This window comes from Bradyrhizobium manausense, assembly GCF_018131105.1.
Lineage (GTDB): Bacteria > Pseudomonadota > Alphaproteobacteria > Rhizobiales > Xanthobacteraceae > Bradyrhizobium > Bradyrhizobium manausense_B.
The window spans coordinates 2,020,453-2,044,656 of record NZ_JAFCJI010000001.1; the positions used below are offsets into that span (position 1 = coordinate 2,020,453).

General features: G+C 63.7%; 27 protein-coding genes. 13 read left to right on the plus strand and 14 right to left on the minus strand.

What is annotated here, in order from left to right; genetic code table 11:
• From JQ631_RS09480 to JQ631_RS09495, 4 genes are read right to left on the minus strand one after another with little or no spacing between them, the layout of a single operon-like run.
• A complete protein-coding gene (locus JQ631_RS09480) occupies positions 1-903 on the minus strand; it encodes an NAD(P)-dependent oxidoreductase (RefSeq protein WP_212325705.1) in 903 nt (300 codons plus the stop codon).
• 19 nt (positions 904-922) lie between these two features.
• On the minus strand, positions 923-2,287 hold the full coding sequence (locus JQ631_RS09485; RefSeq protein WP_212325707.1) for an amidohydrolase family protein: 1,365 nt from the start codon (positions 2,285-2,287) through the stop codon (positions 923-925).
• The gene (locus tag JQ631_RS09490) at positions 2,287-3,366 is read right to left on the minus strand and encodes a maleylacetate reductase (RefSeq protein ID WP_212325709.1); all 1,080 of its coding nucleotides are present in this window, start codon (positions 3,364-3,366) and stop codon (positions 2,287-2,289) included. Before JQ631_RS09490 ends, JQ631_RS09485 begins: the two co-directional genes overlap by 1 nt.
• Positions 3,363-3,686: a Dabb family protein gene (locus tag JQ631_RS09495; RefSeq protein ID WP_212325711.1), complete on the minus strand. Its 324-nt coding sequence runs from the start codon at positions 3,684-3,686 to the stop codon at positions 3,363-3,365. The genes JQ631_RS09490 and JQ631_RS09495 overlap by 4 nt, the downstream gene beginning before the upstream one ends.
• Before the next feature lie 107 nt (positions 3,687-3,793).
• Between JQ631_RS09495 and JQ631_RS09500 the strand changes: the two genes are divergently transcribed.
• Positions 3,794-4,714: a LysR family transcriptional regulator gene (locus tag JQ631_RS09500; RefSeq protein WP_212325713.1), complete on the plus strand. Its 921-nt coding sequence runs from the start codon at positions 3,794-3,796 to the stop codon at positions 4,712-4,714.
• Between the two features lie 417 nt (positions 4,715-5,131).
• Here the strand turns inward: JQ631_RS09500 and JQ631_RS09505 are convergent, their stop codons facing one another.
• The 4 genes from JQ631_RS09505 to JQ631_RS09520 form a co-directional block, all read right to left on the minus strand.
• Positions 5,132-5,374 carry a hypothetical protein gene (locus tag JQ631_RS09505; RefSeq protein WP_212325715.1) on the minus strand — a complete coding sequence of 81 codons (243 nt, stop codon included), beginning with the start codon at positions 5,372-5,374 and terminating at the stop codon, positions 5,132-5,134.
• Between the two features lie 138 nt (positions 5,375-5,512).
• Entirely contained in the window at positions 5,513-5,755 is a 243-nt protein-coding gene (locus tag JQ631_RS09510) for a hypothetical protein (RefSeq protein ID WP_212325717.1), read from the minus strand.
• Positions 5,756-5,982: 227 nt separating this feature from the next.
• Complete coding sequence (locus tag JQ631_RS09515; RefSeq protein WP_164933852.1) at positions 5,983-6,153, minus strand: hypothetical protein; 171 nt, start codon at positions 6,151-6,153, stop codon at positions 5,983-5,985.
• A 91-nt stretch (positions 6,154-6,244) separates the two neighbouring features.
• Positions 6,245-6,796 carry a GNAT family N-acetyltransferase gene (locus JQ631_RS09520; RefSeq protein WP_212325718.1) on the minus strand — a complete coding sequence of 184 codons (552 nt, stop codon included), beginning with the start codon at positions 6,794-6,796 and terminating at the stop codon, positions 6,245-6,247.
• 185 nt (positions 6,797-6,981) lie between these two features.
• Between JQ631_RS09520 and JQ631_RS09525 the strand changes: the two genes are divergently transcribed.
• The 5 genes from JQ631_RS09525 to fabI all read left to right on the plus strand — a co-directional run bounded on the left by JQ631_RS09525 (position 6,982) and on the right by fabI (position 13,332).
• On the plus strand, positions 6,982-8,025 hold the full coding sequence (locus JQ631_RS09525) for an AI-2E family transporter (RefSeq protein WP_212328550.1): 1,044 nt from the start codon (positions 6,982-6,984) through the stop codon (positions 8,023-8,025).
• A 63-nt stretch (positions 8,026-8,088) separates the two neighbouring features.
• Positions 8,089-10,335 (plus strand): DUF3141 domain-containing protein, encoded by a 2,247-nt coding sequence (locus tag JQ631_RS09530; protein WP_212325720.1) that lies wholly within the window; start codon positions 8,089-8,091, stop codon positions 10,333-10,335.
• A gap of 29 nt (positions 10,336-10,364) precedes the next feature.
• The gene (locus JQ631_RS09535) at positions 10,365-11,327 is read left to right on the plus strand and encodes a phosphate acetyltransferase (RefSeq protein ID WP_212325723.1); all 963 of its coding nucleotides are present in this window, start codon (positions 10,365-10,367) and stop codon (positions 11,325-11,327) included.
• A gap of 5 nt (positions 11,328-11,332) precedes the next feature.
• Complete coding sequence (locus JQ631_RS09540; protein ID WP_212325725.1) at positions 11,333-12,547, plus strand: acetate/propionate family kinase; 1,215 nt, start codon at positions 11,333-11,335, stop codon at positions 12,545-12,547.
• Positions 12,544-13,332, plus strand: coding sequence for an enoyl-ACP reductase FabI (gene fabI, locus JQ631_RS09545; RefSeq protein WP_212325727.1), 789 nt, complete (start codon positions 12,544-12,546; stop codon positions 13,330-13,332). The genes JQ631_RS09540 and fabI overlap by 4 nt, the downstream gene beginning before the upstream one ends.
• Before the next feature lie 181 nt (positions 13,333-13,513).
• Here the strand turns inward: fabI and JQ631_RS09550 are convergent, their stop codons facing one another.
• The 5 genes from JQ631_RS09550 to JQ631_RS09570 all read right to left on the minus strand — a co-directional run bounded on the left by JQ631_RS09550 (position 13,514) and on the right by JQ631_RS09570 (position 16,896).
• A complete protein-coding gene (locus JQ631_RS09550) occupies positions 13,514-13,972 on the minus strand; it encodes a MaoC family dehydratase (RefSeq protein ID WP_212325729.1) in 459 nt (152 codons plus the stop codon).
• Between the two features lie 13 nt (positions 13,973-13,985).
• Positions 13,986-14,636 (minus strand): 3-oxoacid CoA-transferase subunit B, encoded by a 651-nt coding sequence (locus JQ631_RS09555; RefSeq protein ID WP_212325731.1) that lies wholly within the window; start codon positions 14,634-14,636, stop codon positions 13,986-13,988.
• Between the two features lie 3 nt (positions 14,637-14,639).
• Positions 14,640-15,287, minus strand: coding sequence for a CoA transferase subunit A (locus JQ631_RS09560; RefSeq protein ID WP_212325733.1), 648 nt, complete (start codon positions 15,285-15,287; stop codon positions 14,640-14,642).
• 89 nt (positions 15,288-15,376) lie between these two features.
• Complete coding sequence (locus JQ631_RS09565) at positions 15,377-15,973, minus strand: hypothetical protein (RefSeq protein ID WP_212325735.1); 597 nt, start codon at positions 15,971-15,973, stop codon at positions 15,377-15,379.
• The gene (locus tag JQ631_RS09570; RefSeq protein ID WP_212325737.1) at positions 15,970-16,896 is read right to left on the minus strand and encodes an alpha/beta fold hydrolase; all 927 of its coding nucleotides are present in this window, start codon (positions 16,894-16,896) and stop codon (positions 15,970-15,972) included. Before JQ631_RS09570 ends, JQ631_RS09565 begins: the two co-directional genes overlap by 4 nt.
• 128 nt (positions 16,897-17,024) lie before the next feature.
• Here JQ631_RS09570 and JQ631_RS09575 point away from each other — a divergent pair, with 128 nt between their 5' ends.
• The 6 genes from JQ631_RS09575 to JQ631_RS09600 all read left to right on the plus strand — a co-directional run bounded on the left by JQ631_RS09575 (position 17,025) and on the right by JQ631_RS09600 (position 22,544).
• The gene (locus JQ631_RS09575; RefSeq protein WP_212325739.1) at positions 17,025-19,532 is read left to right on the plus strand and encodes an alpha/beta hydrolase; all 2,508 of its coding nucleotides are present in this window, start codon (positions 17,025-17,027) and stop codon (positions 19,530-19,532) included.
• 8 nt (positions 19,533-19,540) lie between these two features.
• Positions 19,541-20,404: an alpha/beta fold hydrolase gene (locus JQ631_RS09580; RefSeq protein ID WP_212325741.1), complete on the plus strand. Its 864-nt coding sequence runs from the start codon at positions 19,541-19,543 to the stop codon at positions 20,402-20,404.
• Positions 20,405-20,430: 26 nt separating this feature from the next.
• Complete coding sequence (locus JQ631_RS09585; protein ID WP_212325743.1) at positions 20,431-20,781, plus strand: phasin family protein; 351 nt, start codon at positions 20,431-20,433, stop codon at positions 20,779-20,781.
• 51 nt (positions 20,782-20,832) lie between these two features.
• Complete coding sequence (locus tag JQ631_RS09590) at positions 20,833-21,318, plus strand: hypothetical protein (RefSeq protein WP_212325745.1); 486 nt, start codon at positions 20,833-20,835, stop codon at positions 21,316-21,318.
• Positions 21,319-21,380: 62 nt separating this feature from the next.
• Positions 21,381-21,830, plus strand: coding sequence for a potassium channel family protein (locus JQ631_RS09595; RefSeq protein ID WP_212325747.1), 450 nt, complete (start codon positions 21,381-21,383; stop codon positions 21,828-21,830).
• A 24-nt stretch (positions 21,831-21,854) separates the two neighbouring features.
• Entirely contained in the window at positions 21,855-22,544 is a 690-nt protein-coding gene (locus JQ631_RS09600; RefSeq protein WP_212325750.1) for a MarC family protein, read from the plus strand.
• A gap of 15 nt (positions 22,545-22,559) precedes the next feature.
• Here the strand turns inward: JQ631_RS09600 and JQ631_RS09605 are convergent, their stop codons facing one another.
• Positions 22,560-23,243 carry a helix-turn-helix domain-containing protein gene (locus JQ631_RS09605; protein ID WP_212325752.1) on the minus strand — a complete coding sequence of 228 codons (684 nt, stop codon included), beginning with the start codon at positions 23,241-23,243 and terminating at the stop codon, positions 22,560-22,562.
• Positions 23,244-23,547: 304 nt separating this feature from the next.
• Here JQ631_RS09605 and JQ631_RS09610 point away from each other — a divergent pair, with 304 nt between their 5' ends.
• Positions 23,548-24,171, plus strand: a complete 624-nt coding sequence (locus JQ631_RS09610) for a response regulator transcription factor (protein ID WP_212325753.1) — start codon at positions 23,548-23,550, stop codon at positions 24,169-24,171.
• Positions 24,172-24,204 lie beyond the last annotated feature (33 nt).

Below are 24,204 nucleotides of genomic sequence, written 5' to 3' on the forward strand. Positions count from 1 at the left end.
TCAGAGTTTGGGCTCGGCAAGGCCGGAAAGCCGTTCGAGATGCTTCACGGTCGCGATGAAGTCGGTCTCGCCGTCGCCTTGCGCGACCAGCGCGCCATAGGTCTCGCGCACCTGGGCTGCGAGCTGAAGCGGCACGCCGACGGCATGGCCGGCGCCGAGAATGAGGTCGAGGTCCTTGGCCATCTGCTTGCAGGAGAAGCTCGAGACGAAATCGCGGCTGCGCAGCGGCGCGGTCTTGTATTTCACCATCGGCGAGGCGACGGCGCTCTCGTCCAGCACCTTCAGGATGTCCTGCCAGCCGATGCCGCCCTTGCGCGCCAGCGCCAGGCTCTCGGCCATCATCGCAGCCGAGACCGCGATCATGAGATTGACCGCGAGCTTTGCGTAGCGCGCTTCCTCGCTGGCACCGAGATAGGTCTGCGCGCGCGTAAAACTCGCAAACAGCGGCTTTGCACTTTCGAACGCGTCCCTGGGACCCGACACGAAGCAGCTCAGCGCGCCGGTGTGGACGATGCTGGCATTGCCGGACACCGGCGCCCTGAGATAGGCGATCCCGCGGGCCTGGGCTGCGGCATCGACCTCGGCCGAGGCCTCCGCACTGACCGTGCTGGTCTCGATCAGTACCGCCTTCGGCGCCATCGCGCCGATCAGCCCGGTCGGGCCGAGCATCACCGCGCGCAAGGCGGCGTCGTCGGGAAGGGATGTGATGACCACAGCCCGGCCATTGACGGCCTCGGCGGGAGACGTCGCGACAGCGATGCCGTGCTCGCGTGCCTCGCTGAGCCGCGCCGCGCTCTGGTCGAACGCGAAGACGCCAAAGCCAGCCTTGGCGACGAGTTGCGACATCGGCAGGCCCATCTTGCCGATACCGATGAAGGCGACCTGTTTGCTTGGTTCAGTCATTGTTGTTGTCCGTTGGCCGCTATTGTGCGGCGTGCCCTTGTCGTTCGATATCCCGCACCAGCCGCCGGCCGGATTGCGCGAGCAGTTCCTTCTTCGCCGCGAGCCCGTCCACCAGCAGTTTCCCGTTCCGCTTCTTCCAGCGGCCTTCAATCATCACCGCCTCGATATTGGCGAGGCTCGTCTGCATCACCACGGTGGCGACGGGATCGTGGACCGGGAAGAGATTGAGATCGTCGGCGTTGATGATGACGAGATCGGCGAGTTTGCCCGGCGTCAGCGAGCCGATCTGGCTCTCGCGGCCGAGCATGCGCGCACCCGAGGTCGTGACCCAGGCCAGCGCCTCGCGCGCGGGAATTGTTGTCGTCGCGGGGATCGTGCCCTCGCTCTTGCGCATCTCCGCGTTGTCGAGCGCGCGCTGAATCGACAGCGCCACGCGGGCTGCCGAGAAGAGATCGCCTGCCAGCACGGACTCCAGATCGATGCCGATGGTCGGGCGCACGCCGCGCTTGAGCAGCCGGCCGGTGATTGGAAAGCCGTGGCCCTGGATCATCTCATTCTCGGGAGTCACCGAGAAGGTGACGCCGAGATCGATCAGCTTTTGCAGAAGCGCGTCGGGCAGATCGTTGCCGTGGACAATGTTGACGAAGGGGCCGACCATGCCGGCCTCGATCAGCTTCTCCCAGCCGCCTTGCGTCTTTGCCGGACCGCCGCCCTGATGCATCGAGGCGATCAGGCCGAGCTCCCGCGCCAGCCGAAAATCATGCAGGGACACGTCGAGCGTCGAATAATGCGGACCGAGAATGGCGAGCCCGAGCGTCACCAGCCCATTGCTGTCGGCGAGGGGACCGGCCAGCAACCGCTCGACCTCGCGGCGGGGATGCGGCACCTCCGAGAAATGCGGCTGGCCCGGCTTCGGCTCGGGCTTCGGCGAGCCGTGGAAGAACGCGGCGCGGATGCCGCTCTCGATCAGGCCGCGCACGGCGGCGTCGGTATGATCGGGCGTCGGATTGTTGTGGCACCAGTCGACCAGCGTGGTGGCGCCGCAATTGATCTGGTTCAGCGCGCCGACGAGCGTGGCGATGTAGATGTCGTCGGGGGTGAACAGGGTCGCGAGCCCCGCATGCATGCGGCGGAAATATTCCAGCAGCGTCCAGTTCGCAGCATACCCGCGCAACGCCGTCTGCCAGGTGTGCATATGCGCGTTGATCAGCCCGGGGATGACGATGCGCCCGCGTCCGTCGACGATCTCGGCATCTGCAGCGTCGATGCCGGGACGCACCTCGGCGATCCGCCCGTTCTCCAACAGCACATCGCCAGCACTGAGATCGCCGATGCGATCGTCCATGCTGATGATGGTTGCCGATTGGATGAGCGTACGCGTCATTACGCCACCGCTTTGGTCGCGACCGGCGGCTCGCCGGTCCAGGCGCGCGCGATCAGGTCGCGGATAGCGCCCCGCTCGAGCGGGCGCGGATTCCAGTAGGCATTGGTCACCGCGAGGTCAGCCGCCTTGTCGATACCGCTCTCGGGCATGCCCATATCGCGCAGCGCGACCTTCGCGCCCAACTGCCTGGCAAGATCGAAAAGCCCCTGCGATGCGTCCGCCGCACCGATCGCACGCGCGATCCGCGCCATCGCGTCAGGCACCGCGGGCGCATTATAGGCCAGCGCATGCGGCAGCACGATCGTATGCGTCTCGGCGTGCGGCAGGTCAAACGTGCCGCCGAGCGTGTGGCAGAGCTTGTGATGCAGCGCCATGCCGACGGTGCCGAGACACACGCCACACAGCCAGGCGCCGTAGAGCGCATCGCTGCGCGCGGCGCGATCGTCGGGCTTCGCCGCAATCGCGGGCAGGGCACGTGCCAGCGCGCGAATGCCTTCTTCGGCCATCAGCGAGGTGACCGGGTTGGTGTCGCGCGCATAAAGCGCTTCGACCGCATGCGCGATGGCGTTGATGCCGGAGGTGGCCGTGAGGCCAACCGGCAGCGTCATCGTCAGGTCGACGTCGTAGATGACGGTCTCAGGCAGCACGGCGGTATCGCGAACCGTGGTCTTCAACCCGTTCTCGGTCTGGCCGAGGATCGGCGTCATTTCCGAGCCGGCGTAGGTGGTGGGAATGCAGAGCTGGTTGATTCCGGTGCGCAAGGCCAGCGCCTTGCCGAGACCCGTCGTCGAGCCGCCGCCGAGCGCGACCACGCAATCGGCGTCGCACGCTTTCATCGCCGCAATCGCGTGCGTGGTGACCTCGACGGGCGTGTGCATCGTCGCGCCGGCGAAGAGGCCGGCATAGAGCGGGCCGAGCGCCTGACCGAGCGCCTTGCCTTGCGCTTCCTGCTGTGGGGTCGTCAGCACCAGCGCGCGTTGACCGCCGAAGCGCTCGACCTCCGCCTTGGCCGCGGCCAGCGTCCCGCTGCCGAACACGACGCGGCAAGGCAGATTTTCAAAGGTGAACGAACCGATCATGCGCCGGTCTCTTTGACGGGATAGTCGACCTGGAAACGCCCGATCCGCAAGTCACCGAGTTCTTCTCGCACGCGCAGGTGCTCAGGATGGCTGGCATAGGCCTTCAGCGCCGCGCTGTCGGTAAACTCCGAGACGAGGACAACGTCGCAGGCATAGTCGACATCGCTGACATCGACGCCAATCTCGATATGGGTGAGGCCGTCGATCCGGCCCTTGAGGCCTTCGAACAGGGTTTTGACCTTGGTCCGGGCCGCCAAGCGCTCCGCCTGGGTCTCCCCGCGCAGCCGCCACATCACGATGTGCTTGATCGGACCCGACATTTCCCAAAATTCCCCGCCTGCGATCTTGTTTGTTGGGGCCATTTTGCCTTGCAGAAATCGGAAATAAAGGTCAAATTTCGTAAGTCTCTTTTCCATTATGAGGAAGAATGGACCGGCTTCTCCAGCTTGAGGTGTTTTCCAGGACGGCCGAACTCGGCAGTCTCTCCAAGGCCGCGGACACCTTGCGGATGTCGAACGCGGCGGCGAGCCGGCACCTCAGCGCGCTGGAGGAGCGGCTCGCGGTCCGGCTGATCGAGCGCAACACCCGCCGGCAATGGCTGACCGAGGCCGGGCAGGAGCTCTTGCAGCGGTGCAGCACGCTGTTGAACGAGTTGGCCGAAGCCGAGGATGCCGTCAGTGATCGCGCGCTGTCGCCCAAGGGCATGCTGCGCGTCACCAGCTCGCTGTCGTTTGCGATGATCTACATGGCACCGATGCTGCCGGCGTTTCGCAAGCTCTATCCGAAGCTCGACGTCCAGATCATCGCCGCCAACCGTTACCCTGACTTCATCGAGGCCGGCATCGACGTCGCGATCCGCACGCGGGAGCAGGAGCCTGACTCCAACATCATCATTCGCCGCATCGGACAGATGCGCCGCGTGCTGGCGGCCGCACCGTCCTATCTCGCGACGCGCGGCATCCCGCAGCATCCCGCCGATCTCGCCCGCCACGACATGCTGGTCTACAACCTGGCCAACGATCCCTATTCGTTGCGGCTGAGCCAGGGTAGCACGACGCAGACCGTCCGCATCGCGCCGACGCTCGACAGTAATGATGGCCAGATCATCTGCGGCGCCGCGCGCGCCGGGCTCGGCATCCTGATCCAGCCGCTTTACATCGTGCAGGGCGATATTGCGGCCGGCAAGCTCGTGCCCGTTTTGACCGACTGGGAACTGCCGCTGCTCACGATGAACGTGGCGTACCAGAACCGCGTCCGGTTGCCGGCGAAGATCAGGGTGTTTTCGGACTTTCTGGTCGGCCACATCCGCGCGCAGTCGGATGCCGGGATCTGGATCGAGGCGACCTAGTCGACGCTATTCCGATCGGCCCTGCACCCGCGCTCGAGTGATTGAGGATCGCGACCGGGGAGCCGCGCGCTGCTCGGGCGGCGCAGCGATCCTGATCTCGTCTGCCTCTCGCTGTTCCTTCCGGGCTTTCCGCGCGTTTTTCATGGCGCGCTTGATGAAGGGATGCGGCGAGTCCTCCGCGAAGAACAGCACCACCTCGCAAGACGGACATTGCCTGGAATAGCCGTCCTGCAGCCGTCCCGCGCGATCGCGAAACATCGTCTTGCAACGCGTGCACTGGATCTGGACAGAACTCATGCGCCGACAACAATGACCATTGGAAATCGGCGGCTACGGTGAGCCGAATATCTGAACAAATCCTCAATGCCGACTGCGACCTGATTGCACGCGTCGCGTGCAATCGCGCCCGAGCCGTCACTATTGCTGCTTCGCCGCCATCGCGTCCAGGCAGTGATTGAGGAAGTCGGTGCGGTCGCGCGGCAGCACTTTCGCCAGATCCGCCTTCTGGGCGCATTCGCGCTGGCGGACCTGCTCGGCGCGACGCTTCTCCGCAGCCTCGCGGTACTCGGGCGCAACCTTGCTGGGATCGACGAGGGCCTGGGATCGGGCAGGCGCCGTGGCAAGCAGCGCAATGGCTGCGATGAAAATGACCTGTTTCAAATGAGCCTCCGTAAAAGGCCCATCCTAGCGCCCGGGTGCGGCCGGCTCAACGGTCTGTGTGATTGGCGCAGCCGATGGCGTGGGCTGTCCGACCCGGTCGCGTCCGGCTCGGCGGCATCAACTATGGAGTGATGTCCCTCACTTCGGGACGTGGTCGATCTTGTGCACCAAATGACCGGTGTCGTGATCACGACGCAACTGGCTCAGCGACGTCTCGTTCAACTGATGCAGGACCTCGCTGAGTGTTGTCGTATCCGGATACCCGGCCGCAAAACTCCTTCCATAGATCTTGCGCAACGTACCGAGCAGCGTGTTGCCGTGTTTCTTGCTGATTGCGCCATCCTTGTCCCGGTGGCGACTATCCAGGCCGGGTTCCTTCATGTGTCACTCCCTGTGTGGCGTCTGCGCGCCTGAACGGAGCGTGCGCCCAGAAGAGACGATTGGCAACGACGTGGCAGGGGGAGTTGAGGGGCGTCGTGCGGCGCCGCAATAGCGCTTCGTGCGAGCTTCCATCCAGCTTGCGACGCTGCCCTGGATTCCCGGCGCGCGGACCGGCGCACCACACAATGCGGGCTTGCACGATCGGAGCTGATGCGATGGGGAGAAGGCTAGGCTGCCTGCTCCTCGAACGAGGTATAGACCCGGCCATTGGGATCGACGATCTGAACGTCGCGGCACCCGTCCTGGATCAACTCCCTGGCCTTCTTCAGGGCGGCGGCGAGCGACTCGCGCTTGAGGTTCACAACGCCTGCCGTGTCGAAACCGGTGATTTCAAACATGCCGCTCCTCCTGTTTGGTCGAATCCTACACCTTTCCAGCGGGTTGTCTTCTGGCTTTTTTGGGCTGGGCGGATGGAACAGGGGGCAGGATTTAGCGCGGTGCAGCATCACTTTGCGGTAAGCCGGTGAGGTTCAGCACCAGATGGATCGTGTCGGGATCCCGCTTGGGCGCGGTCACGAAGCCGAGCCGGCTGAACACCTGGCGCATCGCACTGTTCTCGGCGAGGACCTCCGCGACCAGTTCCGTCAGCCCGGCCTCGCGCGCGAGGACAATGAGGTCACGCGCGATCCTCGTGCCGATGCCGCGACCCTGCCAGGCGTCGATCACCATGAAGGCCATCTCGGCGCGGCCGGGATCCGCGACGACGTAGCGCCCGCCGCCGACGATGATGCTGCGGCCCGCATCGTCGACACAGGCCACCAGCGCCACATGATGCACGAAATCGATCTCCATGAAGAAGTCGCGCTCCCGCTCTGAAAAATGCTTCTTCGGGATGAAGAAGCGGCGCTGACGCGATTGTGCGCTGGTCTGGTCGAGCGCAGCCAGCATTCCGACTTCATCATCGGGGCGAAGCGCGCGGATCTCGATCGGTGTGCCGTCGCGCAGTCGCTCGTGTCGCAGGTAGCTCGCGGCCTCAGTCATACGATGGTTCTCGCAGCGCCCATGGGGCGATCACGCCGCCGACCGCGCTCAACTGCTTGATCTGGATCAAGCCTGCCGCGCGAGCGGGGCCAATACGCTTGGCGAGCGCCGCTTCCCGCGAAGACACAGGCTCCATCGTGAAGACCTTTCGTAGCTTTCTGCCCGCCGACGCCGTCGTCCAGCTCGTGATCCGGCTGGCGTTGCTCGCGATGCTGATCATCTGGACGTTTTTGATCATCAAGCCCTTCATTCCGATCCTGACCTGGAGCGCGGTACTGGCGGTGGCGTTCTATCCGGCCTTCAGCTGGCTCGCCAAATTGCTTGGCGGCAGACCGCGGACCGCGGCTGTCATCCTCACGGTGGTCATGCTTTGCATCGTCATCGGCCCGGCGGCGTGGCTTGGCCTCAGTGCCGTCGACGGGATCAGCGATATCGCAAGGCAGATCAGCGCTGGCGATCTCGCGCTTCACGCGGCTCCGGAGCAGATCAAGAGCTGGCCCTTGATCGGCCCGCAGCTCTACGATTTCTGGAATCTGGCCTACACCAATATCCGCGCCGTGCTGAAGGAGGTGACGCCTTATCTGAAGCCGCTTGCCGGATTCATGTTGTCGTTCGTCGGCAGCGCCGGCGTCGGCACGCTTCAGTTCCTGCTGTCGGTGCTGGTGGCCGGCCTCCTGTTTCCCTACGGGCCGCAGCTTGCCGGGGCGATCCGCGGCTTTCTGTTCCGGATCGTGCCGGAACAGAGCGAGCATTTTCTCGAGCTCTCCGGCGCGACCATTCGCGCGGTGTCGCAAGGCGTGATCGGCGTTGCCATCATTCAGGCCTTGCTCGCCGGCATCGGCTTCAAGATCGCTGCCATTCCGAGTGCGGGCCTGCTCGCTGTCATCGTTCTGTTGCTTTCGATCGTCCAGATCGGCGCGGCCATCGTTCTGCTTCCCGTCGTCATCTGGCTCTGGATGGACAAGGACGTAACCACGGCACTGCCTCTGACCATATTCTTCGTCATCGTCGGTCTGCTCGACAACGTTCTGAAGCCGCTGGTGATGGGACGCGGGTTGACCACGCCCACGCTCGTCATCCTGATCGGGGTGATCGGCGGAACGCTCGCGCACGGCATCATCGGTCTCTTCATCGGGCCGATCATTCTGGCGGTCGCCTGGGAACTCGCCGCTGCCTGGATCCGCATCGAGCGCGCCGCGCCGGCGGCTGATGTTGTCGCCGACCGTTGACCTAAATCAACGTCCGCTGATGCAGTGCACATTGAATGGTCATGCGCGACGACGAGGTCGAACATGGCGACAGAAAATATGAAACTGCCCGGCGGCCCGATGTCGGGCCTTGTCTCATCCGCAGTCGAATACATGGTCGATGCCGGACAGCGCAGCGTGCTGTTCCTGGACATCATGCGCCAGCGCGGCGATCAGTATCGCGACCACGTCGCGCAAACGGCGCCGCATGTGCTGCAATATGCTGCCGAATTGATCACCGACGGCCGCAAACTGGACGAGCCGGTCAATTACGCGCTGGTGCGCATCATTCCGCCGAAGGATGTCGAGATCGACATGACAAGGCGGCCGTTCGTCGTGATCGATCCGCGCGCCGGGCATGGCCCTGGCATCGGCGGCTTCAAGGCCGACAGCGAGATCGGTGTCGCGATGAAGGCGGGACATCCCTGCTATTTCATCGGCTTCCTGCCCGAGCCGGTGCCGGGCCAGACCATCGAGCGTATCGCGCGCGCGGAAGCGAAATTCATTGAGACCGTCATCGACCGACATCCCGATGCCGACGGCAAGCCCTGCGTGATCGGCAATTGCCAGGCCGGCTGGGCGCTCATGATCCTGGCCTCGCTGCGGCCGGAACTGTTCGGTCCCCTGATCATCGCCGGCGCACCGCTAGCTTATTGGGCAGGCGTGCACGGCCAGTTTCCGATGCGCTATTCCGGCGGCCTGATGGGTGGCAGCTGGCTGACGGCGCTGACCAGCGACCTCGGTGCCGGCAAGTTCGACGGCGCATGGCTGGTGCAGAATTTCGAGAACCAGAACCCGTCGAACACGCTCTGGACCAAGCAATACAACGTCTATTCCAAGGTCGACACTGAAGCCGAGCGCTATCTCGATTTCGAGCGCTGGTGGGGCGGGCACGTCAACCTCAATGCCGAGGAGATCCAGTTCATCGTCGACGAGCTGTTCATCGGCAACAACCTCGCCGCTGGCCGCATCGAGATGTCGGATGGGGAGAAGGTCGACCTTCGCAACATTCGCTCGCCGATCGTGGTGTTCTGTTCCAAGGGCGATAACGTCACCCCGCCGCAGCAGGCGCTGGACTGGATCCGGGAATGCTACGCCGATGTCGACGAGATCAGAGCCTATGGCCAGACCATCGTCTACACCGTTCACGAAAGCATCGGCCATCTCGGCATCTTCGTGTCCGGCGGCGTGGCGAAGAAGGAGCACGCCGAATTCTCCAGCAATATCGACCTGATCGATGTGCTGCCGCCCGGGCTCTATGAGGCCACGTTCGAGGCGCGCGGCGACGACACGCTCAACGCTGATCTTGCGGCCGGGCAATGGGTGATGCGCTGCGAGGCCCGGACGCTCGATGATATCCGCGCCATGGGTGGCAATTCACCTGAGGACGAGCGGCGCTTTGCGGCTGCCAAGCGCGTCTCCGAGCTCAATCTTGCGGCCTATCAGAAATTCATGCGACCGTGGGTAAAGGGCATGGTGACGCCGCAACTCGCCGAATGGGCGCGCAACATGCACCCGCTGCGGTTGCAATATGAGGCCTTCAGCAGCAAGAATCCCTGGATGGCCACGATCAAGTCCGCGGCCGATCGGGTGGAGGACAATCGCAAGCCGGTCTCGAAGGACAATCCATTCCTGGCTTTCCAGGAGCAGATGTCCAGGCAGATCGTCCACGCGCTCGATAGCTGGCGCGACGCTACGGAAGCGATGAGCGAGACCATCTTCCTCAACCTCTACGGTTCGCCCGTGCTTCAGTCCGCCCTCGGCATCGACCCGAATTCAGCGCCGTCGCGCCGGCGCGAGATGTCGGCGGAGCATCAAGCGATGCTCGGGAAGCGCATTGCCGAGCTGAAATCCCACATCGGCGAGGGCGGTCTTCGCGAGGCGACACTCCGGGCGCTGCTCTATGTCGGCTCGGCGCGCGGCATGGTCGACGAGCGCAGCGTCGAGGCGTTGCGGCAGGTCCGGCGCGACCATGCAGGCCCGCGAATGACGCTCCATGAATTCAAGATGCTGGTGCGCGAGCAATTCTTCATGCTGCTGCTCGATCGCGATGCGGCGCTGGCCGCGATCCCCAAACTGTTGCCTGACGACATGAGCCAGCGGCGCGCCGCCTTCACGGCGATGCGTGAGGTGCTGTCGGCGAGCGAAGACATCAGCGGCGAACGCGCCAACCGCCTCAAGCGTGTCGCCGAGCTTTTCGGCCTGGATGGGGAAGGAGAGTCGACGTCGAACGTCGCCCCTTTCGACCCTCGGGTCGATCCCAAGATCGATCCCGCGGCAAGAGCGTCGTAACGCGGATTGGCACAAGCGGGAGTGACAGGATGTCGGCAGATACGACGCAAGCCCAGTCTGGCAGCAAATACGACCGCCTGATCGCGGCGGCGAGGGCCGCACCGCCGACGCCGACGGTCGTGGTGCACCCGTGCGACGAGACTTCGTTGCGCGGTGCCGTCGACAGCGCCAGCGCCGGCATTATCCGGCCGATCCTGGTCGGGCCCGAGCGCAAGATCAGGGATACCGCCGCCAAATTCGACCTCGATGTCTCCGGCTTCGAGATCGTCGACGCTGCACATAGCGACGATGCCGCCGCCAAGGGCGTCGAGCTGGTCCATTCCGCGCGTGGCGAACTGCTGATGAAGGGCAGCCTGCACACCGACGAGTTGATGCGCGCCGTCACTGCCAAGACCGGCGGCCTGCGCACAGACCGGCGCATCAGCCATGTCTTCGTCATGGACGTGCCTGCCTATGCCGAGACCATCTTCGTCACGGACGCCGCCATCAATATCTTTCCCGATCTCGACGCCAAGCGCGACATCATCCAGAACGCAATCGATCTCTACAACCAGGCCGGCTTCGGCTCGAAGCCGCGTGTGGCGATCCTGTCGGCAGTCGAGACGGTGACCTCAAAAATTCCTTCGACGATTGAAGCGGCTGCCCTCTGCAAGATGGCCGATCGCGGCCAGATCACCGGGGGCGTGCTCGACGGTCCGCTCGCGTTCGATAATGCCATTGATCCGGAGGCCGCGCGGATCAAGGGCATCGCTTCCGAAGTCGCGGGACGGGCACAGATCCTGATGGTTCCGGATCTGGAGTCCGGCAACATGTTGGCCAAGAACCTCGCTTACTTCGCCAAGGCGGATGGAGCCGGCATCGTGCTCGGCGCCCGTGTGCCCGTGGTCCTGACCTCGCGAGCGGACTCGGCGCGGGCGCGGATGGCGTCCTGTGCGGTGGCCGCGCTCTATGCACACGCCAGGCGCCAGAAGGCGCCGACAGTGGCGGCGTGATCGCCATGGACACGATCCTGGTTGTCAATGCCGGCTCCTCCAGCGTCAAGTTTCAGGTCTATTCGGCCGAGGGCGACGGCGTGCTCCGCCGCCAGATCAAGGGACAGATGGACGGCATCGGCAGCCGTCCGCGCTTGCGCGCCAGCGGCGCGGGCGGCGATACGCTGGCCGATCGCGCCTATCCGATCGAAGCGGTGCCCGATGTTCCCGCCGCCATGGCGGTCGCCGGCAACTGGCTGCGGGATGAGATCCGGGTCACGCCGATCGCAGTCGGCCACCGGGTCGTCCATGGCGGTCCGGACTTTTCCAGACCGGTGCTGATTGACCACGGCGTGGTGTCGCGTCTCGAACGCTTTGTCAGCCTGGCGCCGCTGCATCAGCCGCACAATCTTGCGCCGATCCGTTCGCTGCTCGCGAATTTCCCGACGCTGCCACAGGTGGCGTGTTTCGATACGGCATTTCACCGCACCCACGATTTGGTTGCCGATCACTATGCCATCCCGCACCAGCTCTATGCCGAGGGTGTCAGGCGCTACGGCTTTCATGGTCTTTCCTACGAATACATCGCCCGGACGCTCCCCAGCGTGGCGCCCGATCTCGCAAAGGGCCGCGTGATCGTCGCCCATCTCGGCAGCGGCGCCTCGATGTGCGCGATGAAGGACGGGCGCAGCGTCGAGAGCACCATGGGCTTCACGGCGCTCGACGGGCTGCCGATGGGAACGCGACCGGGGCAGATCGATCCCGGCGTGGTGCTCTATCTCATCTCCGAGAAGGGCATGCCGGCGGCGAAAGTGCAGGACTTCCTCTACCGCGACTGCGGCCTGAAAGGGCTATCCGGCGTCAGCAACGACATGCGCGAGCTGGAGGCGAGCGCCGATCCGCATGCGCGGCTCGCGATCGACTATTTCGTTTATCGCATCGGCCTCAACGCCGGCATGCTGGCTGCGGCCTTGCAGGGCCTGGACGCCTTCGTCTTCACGGCCGGCATAGGCGAGAACTCGGCGTCGATCCGCGCGCGCATCGCCGAGCAGCTCGGTTGGCTCGGCGTCACGCTCGACGCCGCCGCGAATGCCCGTCATGCGCGGCTGATCTCGCGCGCCGACAGCCGGATCCCCGTCTATGTCGTGCCGACGGACGAAGAGCTGATGATCGCGCAGCACACGCTGTCGCTGCTGATGAATGGTCGATCGACCAACACAAGACCTGAGAGGGTGTCATGATCCCCGTATTCCCTGACAGCAAGGTCGCCCTCAAGGGCAAGAAGGGCCTGGTCGTCGGCATCGCCAATGACCAGTCGATCGCCTGGGGCTGTGCGCGGGCGTTTCGCGCGCTCGGCGCCGATCTTGCCGTGACCTATTTGAACGATCGGGCGAAGAAACATGTCGAGCCGCTGGCGCAGGCGCTGGCCGCGCCGATCTTCATGCCGCTGGACGTGATGGTCGAAGGCCAGACCGAGGCGGTGTTCGAACGCATTGCATCGGAATGGGGGCAGCTCGACTTCGTGCTTCATTCGATCGCTTTCTCGCCGAAGGAAGCTTTGCATGGTCGCGTCGTCGATGTCGGCCGCGACGGCTTCCTCAAGACCATGGACGTGTCGTGCTGGTCGTTCATGCGCATGGCGCATCTGGCCGAGCCCCTGATGAAGAATGGCGGTACGTTGTTCACGATGACGTATTACGGCAGCCAGATGGTGGTGGAGAACTACAACGTGATGGGCGTCGCCAAGGCCGCGCTCGAAGCCTCCGTCCGCTACATCGCCGCGGAGCTTGGCCCGAAGGGCATTCGCGTGCACGCGATCTCGCCGGGCCCGCTGGCAACGCGTGCGGCGTCAGGCATTCCCGAGTTCGACGAGCTGATGGACAAGGCGCAGTCGAAGGCGCCGTCGCGCAGTCTGGTCAGCATCGACGACGTCGGCAATGCCACCGCGTTCCTCGCGCTCGACGGTGCCAAGCTGATCACCGGCGGCGTGCTCTATATCGACGGCGGTTATCACATCATCGATTGACGCGCGAAATCGTCCGCTGTCGCGGCCGGCAGGCTCGGAAGCAAAGGGCTGATCATGCCATTATGCCGGTGTGTTGCCCGACGGAGCAACCGTTTTTCCGGCGGAAATTGTCGCGGACGGAAAAGCGCAACGACTCCACGCAGCCGCCTACTGTGCATGGGGTTGTTTTCGAGTTTTTCGCTCAGCGATAGTGCAGGGCGATGAGCTCGGCGACGCAGGCCGGCTTCTTGCCGCCCTCGATCTCGATCACGAGGTGATAGTTCACGCGGAGGCCGTCCGGCGGCACGTCCTCGGCCTCAGCAACGCTGACGCGGCCGCGCAGCTTCGAGCCCGCCGGCACCGGCGCGAGGTACCTGATACGGTCGGCGCCGTAGTTGAGCGTATTGCGCAGGCCCTTCAGGCCAATCACCGAGCGGATGAAGAGCGGGGCGAGCGCGAGCGACAGCAGGCCATGGGCGATGGTCTTGCCGCCGGGCATCTCCCTGGCGGCGCGCGCCTGATCGACATGGATCCACTGTTCGTCGCAGGTCGCCTCCGCAAACTGGTTGATGCGATCCTGCGTTACTTCGACCCAGTCGCTGACGCCGATCTCGGTGCCGACGGCGGATTTGATCTCGTTGAAGTCGCTGAATACCCGCATAACCGTTTCCCGATCAAAGTTTCATTTCCGGGACATGGTCGGGCACGGCGAGTTCGGCCTCCGTGACGGCCAAGACCTCGCCGACGCTGATGCCGGGCGCGGTCTCCAGCAGCGTCGCCTTGCCATCGGGGAAGCCGATCACGGCCATGTCGGTCACCACCAGGCTCACCGGCCGCGCAGAGGTCAGGGGCAGGTTGCATTTCGCGACAATCTTCGACTTGCCCTTGGCGGCGTGCTGCATGGCGACGATGACTCGCTTGGCGCCGCTGACGAGGTCCATCGCGCCGCCCATGCCCGGCACCATCTTGCCGGGGATCATCCAGTTGGCGAGATGGCCCTGCGCATCGACCTGCAGGCCGCCGAGCACGGTGACATCGACATGGCCGCCGCGGATCAGCCCGAACGACATCGCGCTGTCGAAGGTCGCCGCCCCCGGAAGCGCGCTGATCGGCCGGCCGCCGGCATCGGTCAGCAGCGGATGCGCCATGCCTTGCTCGGGAATCGGCCCTGTGCCGATCAGCCCGTTCTCGGACTGGAAAAAGACCTTGAGGTCCGATGGCACGTAGTTCGCGACCAGCGTCGGGATGCCGATGCCGAGATTGACGAGGTTGCCGCTCTTCAGTTCCTTGGCGACGCGCCGGGCGATGATGATCTGGGGATCCATGGTTCACCCGTTCGTAATGAGGTAGTCGACGAGCGGCGCCGGCGTCACGACGTGGTCGGGCCCGATGACGCCGACCGGAACGATATTCTCCGCGGTGACGATGACCGTGTCGGCCGCCATCGCCATGATCGGATTGAAATTGCGGGAGGTCAGCGCGTAGGCGAGGTTGCCGAGGTAGTCGGCGAGGAAGGCATGGACAAGTGCGTACTGCGCTCGCAACGCGGTCTCCAGCAGGAATGGCTTGCCGTCCACCTCGATCTGGCGCTTGCCCTCGGCGACGAGCGTGCCGACACCGGTCGGCGTCAGCACGCCGCCGAGGCCGCAGCCGCCGGCCCGGATGCGCTCGACGAAAGTGCCCTGAGGCACCAGGTCGACCGCAAGCTGGTTGCCCAGCATCTGCTGCTGCGCCTTCGGATTGAGCCCGATATGGGTAGCGGTCAGCTTCGAGACCTGCCCGGCATCGAACAGCTTGCCGACACCCTTGCCCGGCGTGGCGGCGTCATTGCAGATCAGGGACAGGCCGGTCTTGTTCTGCCTGACGAGTTCGTCGAGCAGACGCTCGGGCGTGCCGACGCCCATGAATCCGCCGACCATGACGCTGGCGCCGGCCGGGATCATCGCAACGGCTTCTTCGACGGAAACGGCCTTCATGGACGGAACTCCGGTCGGCAGGCTTGAGAGACGGATGGATGTTGGAGGTGGGCGGTCTTGCAGCGTTGATCTGCGTCAAGGCCGCTGGTTCATTCGCGCACGACGACATCGATGCTTGCGAGAACTTCGCGCCAAAGCCGGCGGACCTCGCCATGCCGCCGTTCGAGCGCTGCGCTGACGGCGTCCCGGAAGGGAATCAGGTCGGGTCCTTTCAGAAACAGGATCTGCGCCTGGAGCAGCCGGCTGCTCTCGAACTCGATCCGGCGCAGCGCGAACACGAATGGATCATTCGCGCCGGCCTCCGTCGGCAGCAGCGCGGCCGGCCGGATGCCGGCGTGCACGGCATGGGCGAGCGTCGCAAGGTGGATCGCCTGCGCACGGGCGTGATCGGTGATACCTTCGATCGGAGCGGGCAGCCATGCCATCTCCCAGGACGCGGCCATGGGGCCGAGAGCGAGGTCCGGGGCCCACGCGGTTGCGCGCATGAGCAGCGAGACCATCTCGCTCTCGCGATAGAACTGTGCGTTCAACTCAGTCTGCCAGGCCGCATCGAATTTCGCAGGGAGGGCGAGCCCAAATTGCCGCGCCAGCGCGCCATGGGCCGAGACGAGGAACGCAGCGACCCGCGTCTGCTGGCGCGGCGGTACCCGACCATCGGCTTCCAGCGGTCCGAGAAAAGCACTCATGTCGTCGTCCTCTGCACCGGGATCGCGCGCAGATGGTCATAACCCTCGGGGAAGGGCGTAAAAGCTCCGCCGGGAGTTTCCGGCGCGATCAGCACCTGCTTGTTGCCCTGCCAGCGGCCGGCCATCACGTCCTCGGCGAAGCGGGCCAGGAGGTCGGCGGTCAGCGCGGCCTTCTCCAGCGTGAAGGCGTGATAGGCCCGGGGGACGATGACGAGCGCGCTATCGGGAATTTCGACGCGCAGGGTCTCGTGCAGGGCGCGCGGTGTGAGGAAGTCGAACTCACCGTTCAGGATCATGGTCGGCATGGCGATGGATGAAAGCTGCGACGTCAGCGGCTTGAAGTCGAGAAAGGACTCCATCAGGTTCTGCAGCGCGTAGACGTCGTTGACCAGCCAGCCCTGCCGCTTGACGCTGTCGAGCTTGTCCAGCAGCGGCTGCAGCCACTGATCGGACAGGTTCATCGGCAGCAAAAGGTCCTGGAGATATCCGGTGCCTCCGAGGATAAGCCCGGTGCGCAGGGCGTTGCCGATCAGCAGCAGTTGCGGCGACAGCTCCGCAAAGCAGCTCATGGGCACGAGCCCGGACAGCCGGCCACCGTGTTCGATCGCATAGCGCAGTGCGATCAGGCCGCCAAAGCTGATGCCGCTGAGGAAGATTGGTCCATCACCGAGCTCGCCGATCAGGCGATGCAGCACGGCGATGTGGTCATCCTGGTTGATGAACAGCGCAGGTTTGTCGGAAATGCCCTGGCCGAGCAGGTCGAATGTCGCCACCCGGAAGTGCCGCGCCATCAGCGCATCGCGATAGGCCCCCCATAGCTCCGAATATTGCGTGAGACCGTTGACGAGCACATAGGCGGGCGCGCCCGCAGGGCCGTCGAGCTCATAGCGGATTCGGTACGAGCCATGACTGAGGAAAGGCATTGCGAGGGACCGGCGTGATGATGGCAGGGATCCTCAACACCGACGTGAACGATCCATTGAGCTAAATCAAACCTCGGTTTGAAGCCCCGCCTAGCCTTCGCGCAAAACATCGCCAGGAGGGTTTCGTCATGACCGGGAGAAGCGCACTCAAGCGTTGCTTCGTCAGCCTGATCTTGTTGCTGGTCGGCACCGCACTCGCGGTGGCGCAGCCGTTCACGCGCCGCTCGTCGCAGGTGCAGCATGACGGGCTCAAGAAATCCTACGAGATCGCGAACTTCCGCCTCGGCGGCAAGTACGACCTTTCCGATCCGTCGAAATGGGAGAACGGCGGCGAGGGCGGTGTGACGCTGGAATCGCTCGGCGCCGGCAAGCTGCGGACCGCCTACATCGCGATCGGCAACGCCCGGCGCAATGCGGCTGGGGAGATCACCAATGCGGTCGTGATCAACTCCTATTATTCCGGCGACTCCACCGACATGTATGAGCAGTGGGTCAAAGGCGCAGCCCTGTCGGGCGGCGTTCCCATCATCGGACCCGGCCGGCCGATCGACACCGACCGCTACTATGTCATCATGGTCGATCCGCTCGGCACCTGGGGCGCCAGCAAGCCGTCGGACGGTCTCGGCATCAAGTTTCCGCAGTACAGCTACTACGACATGGTGCAGGCAAATTATCGCCTGCTGCGTGACGAGCTGAAGGTTGCGCGCGTCGCGCTGGTCACCGGCGTCTCCATGGGCGGTACCCAGACCTATGTCTGGGGCGTGATGCATCCGGAATATATCAACGCGCTGATGCCGATCGGCGGTACGACGCAGTCGGATGGCGACGATCCTGTCGGCAATTGGACCTTCCAGATGATGACGGCCGCGATCCAGGGCGATCCGGTCTGGCAAGCGACCAAGGGCGACTATTACAAGCTGCCAAAGGAGCAGCATCCGGTGCCTGGCGTAGCCTTCGGCTGGTCGATCCTGGGTATGACCGGCTACGACTTCACTTTCCGCACCAGCCAGAATTGGGGCGCAGTGCAGCCCGAAATCTTCTATTGGGATCCGCCGAACGAGAAGGCGGGCCTGAACGTCATCAACCGCGCCAAGCTCTATGACGCGGTCGACCTCGTCTGGCGCAACCGTGTCGGCGAAACCCACAACATCAATCCTTATCTCGGCCGCATCCAGGCGCGCACGCTGGTGATGCACATCACCAACGACCTCTGGCTCAACTTCAAGCTGGCACAGCAGGCGGTCGAACGCGTGCCGGGCGCGGACCTGATCGCACAGGAAAGCCCGGTCGCCCATTACGGCGTGTTTCCGATCATCAACCAGCGCAAGAACGATCCGAAGTTCGTCGCGTTCATGGACGACGTGGCCAGCCTCGATCGCGCGCAGAAATTCGTCGACAAGAACTATCGCGTGCCTGGTGTCGCCGACGACATCGATCCCAAGAAGTCATTCTGGAAAGACTCTGTGACCTACCCGTATCCGGTCAAGTACGCCAACGCCAAAGAGAAGGACGGCAACTCGTGGCAGATCGGCTACATGGATGAGTACAACGGCACCGACAAGGATCCGAAGGTGCTCGTCATCATCCACGGCAAGGGCGCGTTCGGCGGGCATTACGGCAACATCATGCAGTATGCCTTGCGCAGCGGCTTGCGCGTGATCGTACCCGACCTGCCGCATTACGGCATGTCCGGGCCCGGCAATCTCGACAAGAGCCCCGCGCGCACCATGCAGGACATGCGCGAGGTGATCTACGATCTCGTCGTCAACCAGCTCGGTGTGAAGAAAGCCTATTATCTCGGCCATTCGCTCGGCGGCCAGTTCGTGATGGGTTATGCGCTGACCTGGCCGGATGCGGTGCAGGGGCTCGCACTCGAGGCGCCGTCGGGTCTCGAGGAGTATCCGCGCGAGATCACCATCGCCAAGGACAAGAAGGCAAAACTGTTCGACCCGACCTTCGACCACGACTTCGACAAGTGGAAGGCGACCTGGGACCAGACTGGCATTCTGGCCGCGGAGAAGGCGCGGGATGAGCAGAGCGTCCGGGACTTCTTCTACTTCAAGAAGCGCGATCCGAACACGGGGGCGGTGGCAGCATCGAAGAGCGGCTACTTCTTCAGTGATAGCGAATATGCCCGCTTCCATACGGACCAACGCGTTGGGCTCATCAAGGGTAACCCCAGGGAGCTCGATCAATGGTGCAACGTCTTCATCTACGACATCTACACCATCGGAGCAGAGCTTCAGCAGGACGATCCGAAGAACCTCTATGAGCGGCTCACGCAGATCAAGGCGCCGATCTTCCTGGCGTTCGGCGACAAGGAGCCGTTCATCCCGACGCCGGCGTTCAATGGGCTGACGGATCTCGGTCGAGACGTGATCTCGCCGTTCATGACGCGGATGACGAATGCCGGCAACCGGCCGATGCTCAAGATCTATCCCGAGACTGGCCACTTCATCCACACCGACAATCCGGTCGAGTATTCGACCGATGTCGTGGATTTCGTGACGAGAGGGACCGTCGACACGTCATCGCCGCAAGGCATCGACCGCATGATCAAGGGGGCCGTGGTTTCCGCCCTGCCGGTGGCGCCGACACCGCCGGGAGCCGCACCCACGGCTGGCCTCAACAAATAGGACCGCGCATGGCGAGGGTGCAGGCGGGTGAGGTCCAGCTGGGCTGGCGCAGTTGGGGAGAGGGCGACGTCACCATCGTCTTCATCCACGGCAATCTCGCCAGCAAGGACTGGATCGAACTCGCGGCACCCTTGTTTCCGTCGGGCCTCCGCGTCATCGGCATCGATTGGCGCGGCTGCGGCGACAGCGATCGGCCGAAGCCGACTGCCGACTATTCGAACTACTCCATGCAGCAGCACGCCGACGATATGCTGGCGGCGCTCGATACTCTGGGTATCGGTTACTGCCACCTCGCCACGCATTCGACCGGTGGCATCATCGCTGCTCGCATGCTGCTTGCGCAGCCGCAGCGGTTCGGCCGTGTATTCGCGCTCGATCCGGTGACGCCACTTGGCATGGCTTTCAATGCCGACCAGATCGGCCTGTTCCGCGCGATGATGGCGAGCAAGGAGCTGACGCGAACAATCATGGCGACGGCGGCTTCGTCGCTGTTCGTGCCCGACAGCATGGCGCCGAACGCGGTTCCTCGCTTCCGCGAAGGCTTGGGAGAAATCCAGTCCTTGTTCGAACGCATCATCGATCAGACGTTTGGCGTCTCCGAGGGGATCTGGATCGGCACGCCCGTCAACTTGACGCGAGAAAGAGAAAGCCGCGTGCTTGAGCACCGCATGAAGGAGCTGCGGCATCCGCATCTGGTGCTGTGGGGCGAATGGGATGGCTGGATTCCGCCAGCCGATCTGCGCGCCATGGCGGAAGCGATGCCGGACTGCCGGCTCGTGATCGTGCCCCGCATCGGACACTCGATGAATCTCGAAATGCCGGCGCTCTATGCAGGCTATTTCGGTGCCTGGTTTGGAGGACTCCCCGCGTAACCGCCAACTTCGCAAGGAAAAACGCAATGGCAGATATCAATCCGTCGACCGAGAACGTTCGCGCGATGCTGACCGAGGCGCTGGCCCGCCTGCGCAAGGCCAATGCCGGCTATTTCGAGTTGCTGGAAAAGAGCCTGGGCTCGTCGCCATTGCCGATTGCGAGTCAGGCCAAGGAGTTTTGCGGCTTCATGGAGCGCAACGTCACGGCGACCTTCGATCTCGGCGACAGGCTGATCAACGCCAAGGATATGCAGGATGCGCTGAAGCTTCAGGCCGAATTTTTCCAGGACCAGATGCGAACGTTGACCGATCAGGCCAGAACAGCCGGCGAGGCCGCAATGAAATCGGCGGGCGGCATGTTCATTCCGAAGTCCTGACTGCCGTCGTACAGTGGGCGGGACACCACGTTCTTAGAAGGAGGACGCGTCATGTTCAGATATTTGCTGGCGGCTTTCGCCATCCTCGTTCTGCTCGGCGCAACGCTAATGCCTGACGATGCTTTCGCCCGCAGGGGCGGTGGCGGAGGTGGCCGCGGTGGCGGCGGCTTCCATGGCGGCGGCGGGCGCGCGCATGTTTCGGGCGGCGTTGGGCGCTATCATGGAGGCGGCGGACGTCACTATGCAGGACGGCCGCGGCCCAGCCATCCCATCGCCGGTCGTCCGGGACGTCCAAGCCATCCGATCGCAGGTCGCCCAGGACGGCCGGGGTATCCGATCGCGGGCCGGCCGGGTTATCCCGGCTATGGCGGTCGCTATCCCTATTATCCACGTCGTGGCCTCGCCTACGGTGCCGCGGCCGGAGCTGCTGCCGCTGGCGCCTATTACGGCAGCGGTTACTACAACCAGGGTTGCTACTACGACACCTACGGCAATTGGATCTGTCCACAACAAGATCCCTATTACTCCGGCTATTGACGAGCGTGAGGGCGCGCTCCGTACCTTGCTCCGCCATGTGCCACTGAGGTCTGGTTGATCCTATGCTGCTGCAATTGACGGTCGGCGCGCTGGTCAGCGCGATCAATATCGGAATCCACGCGCTGGTCACCGTCGTTGCGATTGCGATCGCCCGAAGCATAGGCCTTCGCAAAACCGAGCGACCCAGATTGCAACTGATGGGTGTGATGATTGCGGCGGCCGCAGCCCTGAAGGTCGCGCACATGCTCGAAATCGTGGTGTGGGCCTGGACGTATCATATCGTCCAGGCCGCCGATCCCGGTAGCGATCTGCTCTATTTTGCCTTCGTCAATTACACCACGCTCGGCTATGGCGATATCGTGCCTGTGCAGGCATGGCGCCTCATCGGTCCGCTGACGGCCATGAACGGTGTCCTGCTGTTCGGCTGGTCGGCCGCCGTCCTGTTCGAGGTTTTGCGCAAGACGCTCGACCATCTCGCCGATGTCAAGGCGCCCGGATTCTCGTGGTCGTAGTCCGAACAGCAGGGTGCGCGTGGCATGGGTGATATCGCAACATCGGGGCTATTCGCCGATTTTCTGTTTGGCTTCGGCGCGCTGTTCGCGATCATCAATCCTTACGGGCTTGCTTTCATTTTCCTGGACAAGACGAGGGGCCTGTCCGAGGAGGAGCGCGCGAGCCTTGCGCTGCGCGTTGCCGGATATGCCTTCGTGGTCCTGCTGGTGTCGCAGTTTCTCGGCAGCCAGATCCTCAACTTTTTCGGCGTCACCATGCCGGCGCTCCGGATCGCCGGCGGCCTCGTGGTCGCCGCGACCGGCTGGTCCATGCTGCACGCCCCGTTGGGGCCGGCTGGACCTCACGAGGCTTCAACTTCCGATCTTGCGACCATGAAGCGAATGGCTTTCTTTCCGCTTACGATCCCGTTGACGACCGGGCCGGGCACGATCGCGACAGCCATCGCAATCGGGATCAGCCGAAGGGACAGCCTCGACGCGATGTTCGGATCGTCGGTTGTGTCCCTTGTCGTCGCGATCGCTGTGACTGCGGCGATTTACCACGCTTACCGGAAATCGAGCGCGATGGCGCGCATGTTCGGCGAGGAAGGCACCAGCGTCGTCACAAAACTGTCAGCATTCCTGCTGCTCTGCATCGGGGTGCAGATTATCATCACAGGGGTATCGGACGTCGCGCGGTCGATTCTTGAAGGCCTATCGCGCACCGTGCAGTAGATGTTTCCGGCCGGATCAGGACTGGAGGTCCAGACTTGCGAGCTGGTCCCGGTCCAGCAGCACGATCTGGCGCTGGGTGTTGCCGATGAAGCCGAGAATGCCGAGCTCGTGCAGCCGCGACAACGCGCGTGAGACAGTTTCCAGCGTCAGGCCGAGATAATCGGCGATGTCGCGCCGGGACATCGGTAGCGCCATGACGCCGGCGGCCGTCAGGCGCTTGTCCATCTCGAGCAAGAAGGCTGCGACCCGCTCCAGTGAGGTCTTGCGGCCGAGCAGCAGCATATGGTCTTCGGCGTGCTGGAGATTGTTGGTGGTCATGCTGAGCAGATTCTTGGCGACCATGGCGTCGCTTTCGGCCACGATTTCGAGGCTCTGCCGCTTGACGAGGCGTACATGGGTATCGACGATCGCTTCCGCCGTGAAGCGGTGCTCGCCACCGTTCTCCAGGCCGAAGATGTCGCCGGCCAGATGAAACGCGCCGATCTGCCGGCGGCCGTCCGAGAGCAGCTTGTAGCTTCGTACCGCTCCCGACTTGACTTGATAGACGTAGTCGGCGGGTTCTTTCTCGCCGTAGATTTCGGTGCCCTTCTTGTAGGAAAATTCGCTTAAACTGACGAGCGGATTTGAATCGCTGGTCATTCCGAGGTCACGGAGGGAATTGGGGCGCAGTGCGGAATCTGTCGATGTGCGAACAAACATGGCCAACTCCTCAGCTCATCGCCGAATTGGTCTGTCAGACTGGACTTTTGCAGGGAATGCGCCGCGCTGATCCCACTCCCGCTGAGGTTGATTTACGACCAAGGCTGTATTTCAATCCATTGTCCTAAGGTGCATGGTACCAAGGGACATCGGTTGTGTTTGTTGCGCGGGATGAGAAGACGGTTGCAGTCGCCGTGAGCGCATCCCGTTTCGAAGCACATGCGACCATTGTCGAGCTGTTTGACAAGACGTTCAAAACGTAGAGGACTTCATTGCATCTTGATGGATCTGGCGAGAGGTAAAGGTGCCCGGTCTGGTACATGTGGTCGACGACGACGCTTCATTCCGGACGGCGATCGAGCGCCGGCTGAAGCTTGCGGGCTATGAGGTCGTGACCTACGCGACGGCTGAGGATTTGCTCAGTGCCGATCCCGACGACACGCAACCGGGATGCATCCTTCTCGACGTGCGGATTCCCGGGCTGAGCGGGCCGGACCTGCAGGGGCGACTGATCGCCCAGGGGTCGACGCTGCCGATCATCTTTCTAACCGGGCATGCCGACACGCCGACCACGGTGCGGGCCATCAAGGCCGGAGCAGAGGATTTTCTGACCAAGCCGGTGTCCTCGGAGCAGTTGCTTGACGCGATCGAGCGCGCGCTGGCGCGGCAGAACGCCGCGCATGCGCAGCGCGGCAGGCTCGAGACGTTCCGTACACGCCTCGCGACGTTGACCCAACGCGAACGGCAGGTGTTCGATCTCATCGTGCGCGGCCGGATCAACAAGCAGGTCGCGCATGCACTTGGAACGACCGAGCGCACCGTGAAGGCGCACCGTCACCAGGTGATGGAAAAGATGCAGGTGCAATCGCTCGCCGAACTCGTGTCGCTCGCGGAGCGACTCGGAATGATCGATGCGAACAGCCAGTAGCTGATCGGGCAAAACGCGACGCGATTCCAGGTC

What these genes read in the sequence shown, in the direction of transcription:
- JQ631_RS09480 (WP_212325705.1), bottom strand. Translation starts at nt 903, where the DNA reads ATGACTGAACCAAGCAAACAGGTCGCCTTCATCGGTATCGGCAAGATG.
- JQ631_RS09485 (WP_212325707.1), bottom strand. Translation starts at nt 2,287, where the DNA reads ATGACGCGTACGCTCATCCAATCGGCAACCATCATCAGCATGGACGAT.
- JQ631_RS09490 (WP_212325709.1), bottom strand. Translation starts at nt 3,366, where the DNA reads ATGATCGGTTCGTTCACCTTTGAAAATCTGCCTTGCCGCGTCGTGTTC.
- JQ631_RS09495 (WP_212325711.1), bottom strand. Translation starts at nt 3,686, where the DNA reads ATGTCGGGTCCGATCAAGCACATCGTGATGTGGCGGCTGCGCGGGGAG.
- JQ631_RS09500 (WP_212325713.1), top strand. Translation starts at nt 3,794, where the DNA reads ATGGACCGGCTTCTCCAGCTTGAGGTGTTTTCCAGGACGGCCGAACTC.
- JQ631_RS09510 (WP_212325717.1), bottom strand. Translation starts at nt 5,755, where the DNA reads ATGAAGGAACCCGGCCTGGATAGTCGCCACCGGGACAAGGATGGCGCA.
- JQ631_RS09515 (WP_164933852.1), bottom strand. Translation starts at nt 6,153, where the DNA reads ATGTTTGAAATCACCGGTTTCGACACGGCAGGCGTTGTGAACCTCAAG.
- JQ631_RS09520 (WP_212325718.1), bottom strand. Translation starts at nt 6,796, where the DNA reads ATGACTGAGGCCGCGAGCTACCTGCGACACGAGCGACTGCGCGACGGC.
- JQ631_RS09530 (WP_212325720.1), top strand. Translation starts at nt 8,089, where the DNA reads ATGGCGACAGAAAATATGAAACTGCCCGGCGGCCCGATGTCGGGCCTT.
- JQ631_RS09535 (WP_212325723.1), top strand. Translation starts at nt 10,365, where the DNA reads ATGTCGGCAGATACGACGCAAGCCCAGTCTGGCAGCAAATACGACCGC.
- JQ631_RS09540 (WP_212325725.1), top strand. Translation starts at nt 11,333, where the DNA reads ATGGACACGATCCTGGTTGTCAATGCCGGCTCCTCCAGCGTCAAGTTT.
- fabI (WP_212325727.1), top strand. Translation starts at nt 12,544, where the DNA reads ATGATCCCCGTATTCCCTGACAGCAAGGTCGCCCTCAAGGGCAAGAAG.
- JQ631_RS09550 (WP_212325729.1), bottom strand. Translation starts at nt 13,972, where the DNA reads ATGCGGGTATTCAGCGACTTCAACGAGATCAAATCCGCCGTCGGCACC.
- JQ631_RS09555 (WP_212325731.1), bottom strand. Translation starts at nt 14,636, where the DNA reads ATGGATCCCCAGATCATCATCGCCCGGCGCGTCGCCAAGGAACTGAAG.
- JQ631_RS09560 (WP_212325733.1), bottom strand. Translation starts at nt 15,287, where the DNA reads ATGAAGGCCGTTTCCGTCGAAGAAGCCGTTGCGATGATCCCGGCCGGC.
- JQ631_RS09565 (WP_212325735.1), bottom strand. Translation starts at nt 15,973, where the DNA reads ATGAGTGCTTTTCTCGGACCGCTGGAAGCCGATGGTCGGGTACCGCCG.
- JQ631_RS09570 (WP_212325737.1), bottom strand. Translation starts at nt 16,896, where the DNA reads ATGCCTTTCCTCAGTCATGGCTCGTACCGAATCCGCTATGAGCTCGAC.
- JQ631_RS09575 (WP_212325739.1), top strand. Translation starts at nt 17,025, where the DNA reads ATGACCGGGAGAAGCGCACTCAAGCGTTGCTTCGTCAGCCTGATCTTG.
- JQ631_RS09580 (WP_212325741.1), top strand. Translation starts at nt 19,541, where the DNA reads ATGGCGAGGGTGCAGGCGGGTGAGGTCCAGCTGGGCTGGCGCAGTTGG.
- JQ631_RS09585 (WP_212325743.1), top strand. Translation starts at nt 20,431, where the DNA reads ATGGCAGATATCAATCCGTCGACCGAGAACGTTCGCGCGATGCTGACC.
- JQ631_RS09590 (WP_212325745.1), top strand. Translation starts at nt 20,833, where the DNA reads ATGTTCAGATATTTGCTGGCGGCTTTCGCCATCCTCGTTCTGCTCGGC.
- JQ631_RS09595 (WP_212325747.1), top strand. Translation starts at nt 21,381, where the DNA reads ATGCTGCTGCAATTGACGGTCGGCGCGCTGGTCAGCGCGATCAATATC.
- JQ631_RS09600 (WP_212325750.1), top strand. Translation starts at nt 21,855, where the DNA reads ATGGGTGATATCGCAACATCGGGGCTATTCGCCGATTTTCTGTTTGGC.
- JQ631_RS09605 (WP_212325752.1), bottom strand. Translation starts at nt 23,243, where the DNA reads ATGTTTGTTCGCACATCGACAGATTCCGCACTGCGCCCCAATTCCCTC.